At 43.8% G+C, this 12,718-nt stretch carries 10 protein-coding genes; 3 read left to right on the forward strand and 7 right to left on the reverse strand.

The window, feature by feature from the left end; all coding sequences use genetic code 11:
- Positions 1-17: 17 nt before the first annotated feature.
- The 3 genes from lpxD to glmS all read right to left on the reverse strand — a co-directional run bounded on the left by lpxD (position 18) and on the right by glmS (position 4,712).
- Complete coding sequence (gene lpxD, locus FCL46_RS12585) at positions 18-1,067, reverse strand: UDP-3-O-(3-hydroxymyristoyl)glucosamine N-acyltransferase (RefSeq protein ID WP_136808472.1); 1,050 nt, start codon at positions 1,065-1,067, stop codon at positions 18-20.
- Between the two features lie 67 nt (positions 1,068-1,134).
- A complete protein-coding gene (locus FCL46_RS12590) occupies positions 1,135-2,301 on the reverse strand; it encodes an exo-beta-N-acetylmuramidase NamZ family protein (protein WP_136808473.1) in 1,167 nt (388 codons plus the stop codon).
- 569 nt (positions 2,302-2,870) lie between these two features.
- Positions 2,871-4,712 (reverse strand): glutamine--fructose-6-phosphate transaminase (isomerizing), encoded by a 1,842-nt coding sequence (gene glmS / locus FCL46_RS12595; RefSeq protein ID WP_136808474.1) that lies wholly within the window; start codon positions 4,710-4,712, stop codon positions 2,871-2,873.
- 219 nt (positions 4,713-4,931) lie between these two features.
- Here glmS and pyrE point away from each other — a divergent pair, with 219 nt between their 5' ends.
- From pyrE to FCL46_RS12605, 3 genes are all read left to right on the forward strand, one after another.
- Complete coding sequence (pyrE, locus tag FCL46_RS12600) at positions 4,932-5,483, forward strand: orotate phosphoribosyltransferase (protein WP_136808475.1); 552 nt, start codon at positions 4,932-4,934, stop codon at positions 5,481-5,483.
- 67 nt (positions 5,484-5,550) lie between these two features.
- Complete coding sequence (locus FCL46_RS28455) at positions 5,551-5,661, forward strand: dual CXXC motif small (seleno)protein (protein ID WP_476700521.1); 111 nt, start codon at positions 5,551-5,553, stop codon at positions 5,659-5,661.
- Positions 5,662-5,952: 291 nt separating this feature from the next.
- Positions 5,953-6,465, forward strand: a complete 513-nt coding sequence (locus tag FCL46_RS12605) for a hypothetical protein (RefSeq protein WP_136808476.1) — start codon at positions 5,953-5,955, stop codon at positions 6,463-6,465.
- On the opposite strand, the gene hflX is transcribed toward FCL46_RS12605, so the two are convergent.
- The 4 genes from hflX to mltG form a co-directional block, all read right to left on the reverse strand.
- Complete coding sequence (gene hflX, locus FCL46_RS12610; RefSeq protein ID WP_136808477.1) at positions 6,444-8,051, reverse strand: GTPase HflX; 1,608 nt, start codon at positions 8,049-8,051, stop codon at positions 6,444-6,446. The genes FCL46_RS12605 and hflX overlap by 22 nt on opposite strands.
- Before the next feature lie 60 nt (positions 8,052-8,111).
- Entirely contained in the window at positions 8,112-9,908 is a 1,797-nt protein-coding gene (locus FCL46_RS12615) for a hypothetical protein (RefSeq protein ID WP_176371603.1), read from the reverse strand.
- A gap of 25 nt (positions 9,909-9,933) precedes the next feature.
- Positions 9,934-11,580: an NAD+ synthase gene (locus FCL46_RS12620; protein ID WP_136808478.1), complete on the reverse strand. Its 1,647-nt coding sequence runs from the start codon at positions 11,578-11,580 to the stop codon at positions 9,934-9,936.
- 110 nt (positions 11,581-11,690) lie between these two features.
- Positions 11,691-12,668 (reverse strand): endolytic transglycosylase MltG, encoded by a 978-nt coding sequence (gene mltG / locus FCL46_RS12625; protein WP_136808479.1) that lies wholly within the window; start codon positions 12,666-12,668, stop codon positions 11,691-11,693.
- Between the last annotated feature and the right edge of the window lie 50 nt (positions 12,669-12,718).

Below are 12,718 nucleotides of genomic sequence, written 5' to 3' on the forward strand. Positions count from 1 at the left end.
CAATCTGCCCTCTTCAATTAATTATTTGCTAGTTTTTCCTGCAAAGCAGCAACTGCTTTCTTTAACTTCCTAAACTCGCTATATATTTCAGGGAGCTTGGCAAAAATGGTGTTCGCCTTAGCCCACTTTGTAATTGGAATAGCCGGATATCCTCCGACCTTTGCACCTTTTTCAAGTGATCCATGGACACCTGAACCACCTGCAACCATTGCCTGATCACCAAGGTGAATATGGCCGTTTAATGCGGATCTACCTGCCAGAACAACGTTGCGACCCAGTGTGGTTGAGCCGGCAATTCCCACCTGAGCGACTATCAGGGAGTTTGGCCCTACAACAACGTTATGCCCAATCTGCACCTGGTTATCAATTTTCGCACCAGATTGTATCCAGGTATCACCAAATGTACCACGATCAATGCTTACATTTGAGCCAATCTCGACATCATCGTCGATCTTTACTTTACCAACCTGAGGTCGTTTTACATGATTACCCATATCGTCAGTGGCATAACCATATCCATCACTGCCGATAACCGTGCCGGAGTGAATTATAACCTTCTTCCCCAATACACAGCCATAAGCGACAGTAACATTTGCTTTTAGATGAGTATCATCACCAATAATCACATCATCGCCAATAACAGTACCTGGCTCAATGCTAACACGCTCACCAATAGTAACTCTGTTACCGACAGCTACCAGTGGTCCAATAGATATGTTCTTTGAGATTGTACAATCGGATCCGATGTATGCACGTTCATGAATCCCTTCAGCTTTAAACTCTTTTTCAAGTAAAGCATTATGAACAATTGCTGAGGCCAGATAAGGATTTTTCACCTTTATTACCGGCATATGTTCAACGTCACCCATTGTCAGCGGAACCAGTGCGACTGCAGCCTTACAATTCTGGAGAAGCTCTGCTTCTTTCACCTTTGCTAAAAAAGCTAAATCATCAGGCCCTGCGGTCTCGATAGAAGCGATGTTACTTATGGTAACATCGCCATTTCCGATGAGTTCGCCATCAACCATTTCTGCAACTGCATCCAGTCGTAACGTTTTGGTTATCATAGTAGTTTTATAAATAATCCATTCAGGTTAATTAATCAGATGACACGATTCCGGGCTAAAAAATCTGTTAGTACAAAAAGTAGTGTTTTCGCCGGTTATCGAATGCTTCAAGTTGTGGCTTCCATTGTTCTTCCATGGCCAGGATCGATTCTACGCTTTCAAGATCCTTCCGCACTTTCTGACTTCCTAAAATTAGATCCATTGGCAGGCGTTTATACTCATATTCATATGGCGGTTCTTTGTAGGCAAACTCACCCTTGTACAAAGCCATGACCGCTCGAAGTAATGCCAGGCTAGTCCTGTAAGGAAGAAATGCATTGTTATCTACTACATGGATCTGGAACCCATTACAGGTTTGACCAGCAAATTTACCGGAGGTTGGTTCAAAAGCCAGAGTGCGAAGATAACAACCGGGAAGCGGTGTATCGCTCATGTGCTCCAAAATGGCATCAGCATCCCAGAAAGGCGCTCCGACAAGTTCAAATGGCAGTGTCGTTCCCCTTCCTTCAGAAACATTGGTGCCTTCCCAGATAACCTGCCCAGGATAGACGATTGCAGTATCCGGGGTTGGCATATTGGGTGATGGAAAAACCCACGGGAAGCCTGTATCACGAAAATACATCTTTCGGTCCCAGCCCTTCATCGGAATAACTTCAAGATCGACATCAATTTTGTATTCCCCTGCAATAAATCGCGCAAGCTCACCAAACGTCAATCCATGCCTCATAGGTATCGCGTAAAGGCCGACAAAAGATGCGCAGTCATCTTCGAGGATGTTCCCTTCAACCGCATTGCCGCCAATCGGATTAGGGCGATCAAGAACAACAACCTTCTTCCCCATTTGGGCAGCCAACTCCATACAATATGCCATCGTATACATAAATGTATAGACACGGGTTCCAACATCTACAATATCAATCAACAGAACATCCAGGTTGTCAAACATTGCAGAGTCAGGACGCCTCGAATCACCGTACAAACTGTACACAGTTAACCCCGTCATAGGATCAACCTGATGTGCAGACTCGATCATATTATCCTGTTTCTCTGCGAAAAAGCCATGCTGCGGAGAAAAGAGGCATGTCAGTTTTCCAGGAAACTGCTTCTCAATATGATAACGTGTATGGAGTAAATCAGAGGCAGTGGACGCCTGATTAGACAACAGGGCCAGTCGGGAATTCTCAGCCCAGGATGGCGGATTCAATAGGAAATTTTCTAGGCCAATCTGCAACATGGTTTAATAATATTTCTCAATAGATTGATAGTCGTGGAAAAGTCTTTACGTAAAGCATGGTATAGTAATTGCGCTGGATGAAAAAGTCAAAATGTAGATAGTGTTTACAGGAGAAAGCAGGGTCTCTTGAGTGCTTGAATAAAAACTACAGCGACTTGGAAAAGATAATCACGACATGTTTTTCTGATTGGATTCGAAATCCCTAACCTGGATTTCTCATCAATACAATTTTTCACAAGTCGAGACACACCGCTGCAGTAAACTACCGCACGTGGTTTGTAACGTTGCAGTTAGGGAAAAAATCTATTGACCATACGTGTTAGATTTTGATTTCAAACAGTACTATGAGGATTTGATACTGGAAAGAGGCCAGCTCAACCAAATAACTGTTTTTTTCTTTGAAATCAAAAGACAATGAGAAATGCGGGTTAGAAGGGAAAACCTAATGAGTGCTAATCAACTACAACCCGGTAGCATACTGAACAATCGTCATTCGAAAAATTCACGACTGATCGTCCAGTATCCTACACTATTACTCCACAACATTATCCAGCGCTAATAGCATTCTGTTATTCGACAGTTACGCTTTTTGCAAGATTCCTCGGTTGATCAACATCACACCCCCTGCGGGTTGCGATTTCATATGAAAGCAACTGAGCTGGAATTGTATAAAGTATCGGATTCATATCTTCATGAACCTTCGGCATATACACGATATCATCAGTGATATTTTGCAAATGATCATCACCGGCGGTTCCTATCAGGATTAATCGACCCTGACGTGCTTTTATTTCTTCGACGTTGGAGATACTCTTCTGATAAACAGCATCCTGAGGAACAAGTGCAAGAATCGGCATATCTTTATCAATCAGTGCTATCGGGCCATGCTTCAACTCTCCGGAAGCGTATCCCTCTGCATGGATATATGAAATTTCCTTCAGCTTTAATGCACCCTCAAGAGCTATAGGATAACTCAACCCCCGACCGACAAAGAGGAAATCTTTACTATCGTAAAACGATTCAATCAGCGTTGATATTTGATTTTGGATACGAGGCAGTTCATTATCAATAGTAGTAGAAATATCCAGAATTGCCCGGCCGAGTTCAATGCTTTTCTCTGCAGTAATAGTCTTTTTCTGCTGAGCGAAATACAAGGTCATCAAAAAGAGTGCGACAAGCTGAGCAGTAAATGCCTTGGTAGAAGCAACACCGATCTCCGGGCCTGCATGCGTATACACAGTTCCATCAGCTTCACGGGTCATTGTAGAGCCCACTACATTACAAATTGTTATAACCTTTGATCCAAGCTGTTTGGCAAGACGTATTCCGGCAAGGGTATCAGCAGTCTCACCCGACTGTGAGATTGAAATTGTCATCACCCGTTCGTCAATAAGCAGATTCCTGTATCTGAATTCAGAGGCTATATCAACTTCAACAGGGATTCTTGCATACTTTTCTATCCAGTATTTTGCAACCAGAGCAGCATGCCAGGAGGTACCGCAGGCAACAAGAAAGATGCGATCAATTGATTCAAGATCCTTCCCTGTAAAATTAATTTCAGGAATTGTTACCTCGCCGGTTTCAGGATTAATCCTTCCACTCAAGGTGTTGGTTATTGCCTGTGGCTGCTCATAAATTTCCTTCAGCATAAAGTGTTTATAACCAGCCTTTTCGGCCATGGCTGCATTCCACTCAATAAACTGAACAACTTTATCTACAACCTCTCCGGTATCCAGCGAGGTGATTGTGTAACTATCGGCAGTCAGTACAGCCATCTCCCTGTCTTCAAGGAAAATAACCTGATTGGTATATGGAAGTAACGCAGGGATATCAGAAGCCATAAATGACCCGATATCATCACTTACACCAAGAACAAGAGGACTCTGGTTTCTTGCGGCTACAAGTGTATCCGGATTTTTAGCCCAGAGAACACCAAGAGCGAATGAACCTTCAACATGCTTAACAGCCTCTCTGACAGCCTTAGGCAGATCATTTTCAAGATGTTCTTCAATAAGGTGAGCAAGAACCTCTGTATCTGTTTCAGAGGTAAATACATGCCCCTTAGCTTTTAATTCTTCACGCAGGGAATGATAGTTCTCTATAATTCCATTATGAACTACAACCAGATCACCGGTACAGTCACTATGTGGATGAGCGTTCTCTTCAGTTGGTGCACCATGTGTTGCCCAGCGCGTGTGACCAAGCCCTATGTGAGCTGGTGCGACTATGGCATCATCTATACGCGTTTCAAGATTGGCAAGCTTACCTTCGGCTCTGAATTTTACGAGTTTATCATCTTCTAGGTAAACAATACCTGCCGAATCATACCCTCGATATTCAAGTCGTCTCAAACCTTCAAGAATGACAGGGACGACGCGCTTAGGCCCGCAATAACCAACTATTCCACACATTAGTATCTCCTCAAATGTATATGTACGTATATACTGCAAGTGTTTCCACTACATATGCCTGACAACATAAAGATTATAGAATAACACGGGATTTTCATTCAATGCGAGGTTTTTCTTTTCACTAACAAAAAAACGAGCTAAGATGTAGGATTCTTCAGTTGAACATTGATCTCACATCAGCACACCAATAAATTAGCCAACCGAGGAATCCAACTTATTATGACTGATAGACAACGTCTTAAAGAAATACTACTTGAAAAATCTTACCGCAAAGGCACCTTCACCCTCACTTCCGGTAAAACTTCCGATTTTTATATCGATGGCAAGCAGACAACGCTTTCAGCTGAAGGCGCATACCTCTGTGGTAAATTACTTCTTGAACTTATCAATAAGAGCGGCGTGCAAATCGATGCAATTGGGGGCATGACCCTTGGCGCAGATCCTCTTGTTACTGCGGCTTCTGTTGTCAGTTTCCTGGAAGAAAAGCCAATCCCTGCATTTATTGTTCGAAAAGAAGCAAAAGGCCACGGAACAGGAAATTTCATTGAAGGCCTGAAAAATATGCCTGAAGGATGCAGTGTGGCCCTCGTGGAAGATGTTGTTACCACTGGCGGCACTCTTCTTCAGGTTATTGAAAGAGTAGAATCCCAAGGGTTCAAAGTCGGCCTTGTGGCCACAGTGGTTGAGCGCCAGGAAGGCGGTGTTGAAGTACTCGCGAAAGCAGGGTATCGCCTTGAATCCATTTTCACTCGAGAGGAGCTCTTAAGCTAATTTCGCCATGAAATGTCGAGAATGCTCAGCCAAACTTGAAGTACATAGAATGTGTCGAAGGGTCAGGATGCGTTGCACAGGATGCAAAAAAGAATATCACATACATGAAGTAGCCAGTGACCTCGACGAAGAGACTGAAGAGATTTTGGCCCGGTACACAACCATCGTATATGATTGATACTCACACGACTGAATAACACTCTTTCCTGCTTTATATGTCATCCATTGCTCTCAACTGGCAATGGATGACATGCACCTCTCACCGAGTCGCTCCATCCACCCTTATGCATTTAAAATAAAAAAGTAATTGCTTTATTTTTCGTCAGGCATAATAATATGTCCTGACAGATAATTGATTTCGCAAAACTAATTGTTCGATCGTCTCTATCGAAATCTTTCTCTCCTATTATTTATTTTCGAAATAGATGATTAGTGTTTCTGTCATGAACTCATCCAATAGGTGAAATGCGTGGCATCTCAACAACGAAAAAAAACACAGCATGATGAAGAGACAGTTGAAAAAGCATTCGTCAACGACGACGGCAAAGCTACTCTTGTATGCCCTAATTGTAACAGTGTAAAAGTAGTAACTACTGATCAATACAGAGAACGTCAACATCGCCTTAAAGTGCGTTGTTCATGCACCCATGTTTTTGTTGTGAACCTGGACTTTCGCCAGTGTTTTAGAAAAGAAACAAATCTGACAGGAATATTCAACATGCATCCCCCTGCAGTAGGTGGAGGCATGGTACAGATACAGAATCTGTCGCTTATTGGTGTAGCCTTTGCTATTAAGGGAGTACACTCTATTGAGCCCGGCCATAAAGGGCGGATCGATTTCACCTTAGACAACCGTAGAAAAACACGTTTAGTACGGGAATTTATCGTTCGAGCAACCAGAGGTAACTCAATCGGCTGTGAATTCAGGAAAGACCAGGCTTTCGAAAAAGAGCTTGGATTCTATCTCCGGTTTGGTCCCTGAGTTCCCAACACCTTACCTATCATTCGTTCAGCCTGGATAAGAAATGGTGTCAAGGTTGATGCGTCCAAAGCACTGATCACCACGCCCTCCCGTTCACTTTCTAATCGCAGCATATCCTGATTTTCAGCTTTATCGATTTTATTAAAGACCTTAAGCGTCGGAATGGTAGACAGGCCCAACTCTACAAGCAGCTTCTCTACAACAGCGACATGCTCATAGTGGTTCGGATTGCTTACATCTATTACATGCACCAGCAGATCAGCTTCCTCCAGCTCTTCAAGCGTTGCCATAAATGCTTGCAACAGATCTGCAGGAAGATTTCTGATAAACCCGACAGTATCGGTGATAATGACTTCCATGTCCGTCGGAAAACGCAATCGCCGACTGGTGGGATCGAGAGTCGCAAACAGCTTATTTTCAGCAAGAATATTGCTGTTGGTAAGTGTATTCAGCAAGGTCGACTTACCAGCATTCGTGTATCCCACCAGCGAGATAACGGGGAGATCCTTTTTGCGTCGTTGCGAACGTCTGCGATATCGTTCTTTACTGACATTTTTAAGCTCACGTGCCAGCCGTGCAAGCCTGTCATTTACGCGCCTTCGATCAATCTCAAGCTTGGTCTCACCAGGCCCTCTGGCGCCAATGCCACCGGTAAGTCTGGAAAGCGCATCATCCCGCGTTGAAAGATGTGGCAGCATATACTTAAGCTGTGCCATTTCGACCTGAAGTTTACCTTCCCGGCTCATTGCCCTATGGGCAAAGATATCAAGAATCAGTTGCGTACGGTCAATAACCCTGAGATCTGTAAAATCAGTAATCGACCGTATTTGTGACGGATTAAGTTCCTGATTAAAAATCAGCAGATTAGCATTACGCTGTAGCGCCATTATCATGATATCAGCCAGCTTACCCTTACCAAGGATAAGCCGGGGATTAACCTTACTACGTCTTTGCAGAACCGTTTCCAGCACTTCAACATCATCGGTTCGAGCCAACTCAACAAGTTCATTCATTGACTCTTCAGCCTGCATCCTCGATTCGGTACTTACACTGACAAGAATTGCCCTGTCTTTACCCTTGTCGACACTTCGCACCTTGTGCGCGCGGGCAAACTCATCTTCAAGCGCAGTTACAATCGACTCAAATGATTCTTTTTGTGCCGCAGGATGAACAGGATCGAGAAACGTCCAGCTTTTCCCTTCTATTGGAGCAGGAATAAGATGAGCTGAATACAGTCTTTCAGGTAAGCCATCTTCAGTAATTTTCAGGACTGACAACAGGTCAAAACGTAGAAACAGCAGATCCATAAGATCTTCATCGTCAATGTCCTCGCCCGATAAATGGGTATGGACAAGACGGAGGCCCCGTAATCTTCCTCCTGACGCACGTACAGACGAAAGTTGTGGAATCATGATGCCGCCAAAAGTACCGACAATGATCATCTCTATTTTTCCGGATCTGTGCACCAGAATGCCAATTTGGCGATTCAACTCTGTTGATATCTGGCAGAGGGATCGGGCCATCTCCGGGGCAATAATCATTTCCCGGGGTACGCGCTTAGTCCCAAGCCTTTCCAGAGTTTTCATCTGATTTTTCTTCAGGCCGTCTATATTGCCAGTTACGATACTAATAACTTCCTCCGCCTTCTACTGTTGAATAGCTGTTTCTATCAATGAAGTCATTCCACGCTTACACTGCATATCCGGTGTATAGGCTTTCCAGACAGGGTCGTTATACCTGTCATGGCACCCTACGCATAAACCGACTCGAAGTATTTTTTCTAGTTCAATCGAATTGAATGGACGAACATTTGAACGCGATCCATGCTGTAACTGCTCACCATCGATTGTTACCCAGGCATCAAATGGTACTGTTCGTCCATTACTTGTCTCAACGCCCTTATCTATTCCATTGAAAACAAGCTTGCCACCCTTTTCGTAAACAGTACCCTCACCCAGACCTACAGTCTTTGGAGAAGCATGACAATCAATACAACTCCTGCCTTTTTCTTCGGTGGTGTGCGGATTGATAGCTGCCATTGTAAAGCGATTGAACCCCTGCTCTTCCTCTCCGTCTTCATCAACAAGAGTAACGATATCCTGACAGCCTGGAGTGACAACAACTACTTCATCCCCCCAAACTCCAAGCATCGGCTTTTCATATCGTATATACGATCTGCCCTCTTGCCACATTCCATCAGTATCTTTAAGGGATAATTTATCTAAATGCTTCTTCCTCTTGTCCTGCTTGACGTGACAACCATAGCACTGGGGAACCCAGGTAGAATGGCAGGCTTCGCAAGTTACACGGCTGTGAGGTGCAAAATCGCAAACGCCTTGCTTAGGCCTGTTTAACGGTCGTATCTTATTATCAATCTTGCCTTTTAATGTGTTTCCGTCAGGGTTCGAAGAATAATTTGTAAGGAGTTGTCCTTTTCGAGTAGTACCAGGGTTGTCTGAATGACATGTTTGGCACGAAATCTCAAGCTGCTCCTCATAATGCGCATAACTGGTTCCATCACCCATTATCTCGTTTCGGGTATGACAATCAATACACTGCATCCCCTTTCGATGATGCACATCATCAGCAATTTCCAGATAAAATCGTGCTCCAGGCAGCTGTTTGCTACTTAATTCGCCACCTTCATACGGGGTACCATATCCTTCAGACTCAAACAAACCGGCATACGACAACCCTATACGGCCAGACCGGTTATGGCAGCGAATACAGTTTTCCTGATCAACTTTAGCGGTTATTAACGGGTGTTTCTTCTTTTCTTTTTCTGGACCTGTACTATCCTCATCATCACCTAGAAGTGCTTCCTCAACGGTGTTACCACCTTCTGGTCGCTGAAAATGGCATGCAGTACATCCACCACCCTTTTCATTAAAAAACTCAGGCGCTCCAGGCAGATCATTTTTCTGCTTCCACAGATGACATGTTGCGCAGAGTTTTCGGTAATAATCCAAGGCGAGTGATGTTTCTCCACTCTGCAGCAGCTCCTCGACAGTAAGCTCTGTATCCTGAGAATCAGTTTCACCCCAATAGTAGAGTAATGTTCCAAGAATACCACGATTAGTAGCCATCAGTGAGTTTTTCACCTTATGCACATCTGTCGGGTGACATCCTTCAACCGAACAGGTTTTTTCTACATGACGCAAATCACCAGGATTGATAACCATACCGGCATGAGCTTCTTCTTCTGTTATTGCAAGCGGGTCACCAAGATGACATGGTGCACATCCAATAATCTGAGCATCATGAGCGATATCAAGTTTTTCTTCCTTATGACAGGATAAACACATATCGACGGTACCAGCGGCTGTCAGATAAAGTTGATCAGGCCTTTTCAGCAATCCCTCTCGTGTAATGAGAAAAGCGACACCGGCAAAGAGAAGTACAACTGAAAGTATTGCCAGTCGTGAGGTTTTCTTATTTGTCATATTCATACCGGGATGATCAATCTCATTAGCCCCTGTACCTCTGTGTCGTCGGATATCGTCTACCGCATCCGAAAGCTTTTGTTGTCACCTTTAATCCAAGTGGTGCCTGCTTTCGTTTATACTCGTTAACCTGTACCCTGCGAATGATGTCTTTAACGACACTCTCAGAGAAACCACTGTTAATAATTTCTACGACTCCTATTCCCTGCTCCAGATACAAGTGAAGTATCTTATCCAGCACTTCATACGGGGGAAGATCATCCTGATCCAGCTGATCAGGTTTAAGTTCAGCAGAGGGAGGTTTTTCTATTATTCTCTCAGGTATCGTTTCTTCATCACGATTCACATAACATGAGAGTTCATAAACAAGCTGCTTCGGAACGTCGGAGATCACTGCAAGACCACCACTCATGTCACCATACAGGGTGCAATATCCAACAGCCATTTCACTCTTATTCCCTGTGGTAAGGAGGAGATGCCCGAACTTATTTGAAATGGCCATAAGCAGATTGCCACGTATGCGGGCCTGAAGATTCTGTTCTGTAAGATCTTCTTCACGTCCGGCAAAAAGTCCGCCAAGGCTGGATTTAAACTCATCAAATAACGGCTCTATTGCAATAACCTCAAAATTACACTTAAGGTTTTGAGCGAGTTGCTCTGCATCTTCAAGAGACTCTTTCGAGCTATAAGGCGATGGCATAGCTACTCCGAGCACATTATCCGCTCCAAGAGCATCTACAGCTATTGCGGCAGTGAGAGCAGAATCTATTCCTCCCGACAAACCAATCACGGCTGAAGAAAATCCACACTTTGTTACATAATCCCTAACACCCATAACCAATGCATCATACACTGCCTGAACTGACGGTGGATCGATGGGTGCATGGATATCCCCTTTCCAGTTGCTGGTATCAACAACAATCATATCCTCGCTAAATCCTTCAGCCTGTGCGACAATTTCACCATTTTGGTTCATTGCGAGACTACGGCCGTCAAAAATAAGAGAATCCTGTCCTCCAACCTGATTGCAATACATAAACGGTGTTTTGAACTGTTTGCAGTACGCGGTGAAAATTGAGCGACGAACATCTTCCTTTTCACGCTGGAATGGTGAAGCAGATATATTTATCATTGCTGTAAGTTGCTTGCCGTTCTTTGCGGCGTAGTTATGCAACTCTTCAACAGGTGCGATATCGTAATCCTTTACCTCATTGTGCCAGACATCTTCGCATATGGTCACACCGAAATATTGACCATCAATTTCATACAGATCCGAGGGTGGTCCTGGCTCGAAATATCGTGTTTCATCAAAAACATCGTAGGATGGCAGTAACTGCTTTCTCGCCTTAAAGACCACTACACCATTTCTTACAACGATCGCGGAATTGTATAAGGGTTTACCACCTTTCACATCATGACTTTCAATGGTGCCCAACATCACATCTATATCAGGCAACTTTCCAAATAGATTCTGTTCCGCCTGATGATAGTCAGATATGAATGACCTTCTTTCTAAAAGATCCTGTGGGGGATATCCGGAAATTACTAACTCAGGAAAGACTACCAGGCGGCAACCGTCTTCATATGCTTTATGAGCATATAAAAGAATCTTTTCACAATTCGACTCAAAATCACCAATTACCGGGTTTATTTGTACAAGGGCAATTCTCACCTTACACTCCGCACACGTTTATATTTACGAATGAATCCCGGCCATCAGCAATATCTGCTTTCATGATGACGAGAAATTTAATCAATATTGAACACAACTAAACAAAAATATCAGGACTTCTCTTTACCGTTTTTGTTCTCTTTTTTCCTCTGATATTTTCTTACAGCCCTGTTGTGATCTTTCAAATTGGTTGAAAACTGATGGGTACCATCATTTTTAGAAACAAAATAGAGGAATTTTGAGGTGGCAGGAAAAAGAACTGCATGCAAGGCCTCCCTGCCTGGATTAGCAATCGGCCCTATAGGCAAACCTTCTATGACGTAGGTATTATAGGGTGTTGGTGTTTTGAGGTGTTTTCTTGTTATGACGCCTGAATAACCAGCAACACCGTAAACAACGGTAGGATCTGACTGTAACCGCATCCCTTTTCTCAATCTATTTTTAAAAACTGATGCAATAAGTGGTCTTTCCGGTGAGCTCCCTGTTTCTTTCTCGACCATTGAAGCTAGAATAACCGTGTTAACCATATCAGGCTCGGGAGACATATCTTTTACAAGTTCCCCCCATACCTCCTGGAATCGACGGACCTGCAAAGTAATAATCTCTTCAGCTGTACGGATTTCCCGAGTAAGGTAATAGGTATCAGGATAAAGATACCCTTCCAAAGAAGTGATTCCTGTTATCCCTAATGACTCTATAAACGCTTTATCATGAATCAGGGATCCATACGTTTCAGAGTTCCCCCAGCCTCTCTCAGAAAATATCTGAGCAATCTCCTGAGCGTTCAACCCCTCGGGAATAGTTATAGCATGCTGGACAACTTTTGCCTTTACAAGCATCTTCAAGACTTCGACCGGAGTCATGCCTGTAGGGACCCTAAACTCGCCTGCACGTAATTTCCCTGCAACACCAAGCCACTTGGCGAGAAATAAAAACCGTATATCGTTATCGATTATTCCGGCATTTCCTAAGATCGCAGCTATGCCACGCATTGAGGTTCCCGAAGGTATAGTTATTATACTCTCCGCAGATTCAACCTGCGGTCCGTTACTGCTGGCGTAAATATACATCCAGGCAGATACCGACATTAACCCTATACACAAAAAAAGGGCCACCCAGAGGGCGACCCTTTTCCATA

This window comes from Desulfosediminicola flagellatus (genome assembly GCF_005116655.2).
Classification (GTDB): domain Bacteria; phylum Desulfobacterota; class Desulfobulbia; order Desulfobulbales; family Desulfocapsaceae; genus Desulfopila; species Desulfopila flagellata.

Bases quoted from the DNA above. Each gene is read 5' to 3' on its own strand.
- lpxD (WP_136808472.1), bottom strand. From the start codon at position 1,067: ATGATAACCAAAACGTTACGACTGGATGCAGTTGCAGAAATGGTTGAT.
- FCL46_RS12590 (WP_136808473.1), bottom strand. From the start codon at position 2,301: ATGTTGCAGATTGGCCTAGAAAATTTCCTATTGAATCCGCCATCCTGG.
- glmS (WP_136808474.1), bottom strand. From the start codon at position 4,712: ATGTGTGGAATAGTTGGTTATTGCGGGCCTAAGCGCGTCGTCCCTGTC.
- pyrE (WP_136808475.1), top strand. From the start codon at position 4,932: ATGACTGATAGACAACGTCTTAAAGAAATACTACTTGAAAAATCTTAC.
- FCL46_RS28455 (WP_476700521.1), top strand. From the start codon at position 5,551: ATGCGTTGCACAGGATGCAAAAAAGAATATCACATACATGAAGTAGCC.
- hflX (WP_136808477.1), bottom strand. From the start codon at position 8,051: ATGAAAACTCTGGAAAGGCTTGGGACTAAGCGCGTACCCCGGGAAATG.
- FCL46_RS12615 (WP_176371603.1), bottom strand. From the start codon at position 9,908: ATGACAAATAAGAAAACCTCACGACTGGCAATACTTTCAGTTGTACTT.
- mltG (WP_136808479.1), bottom strand. From the start codon at position 12,668: ATGTCGGTATCTGCCTGGATGTATATTTACGCCAGCAGTAACGGACCG.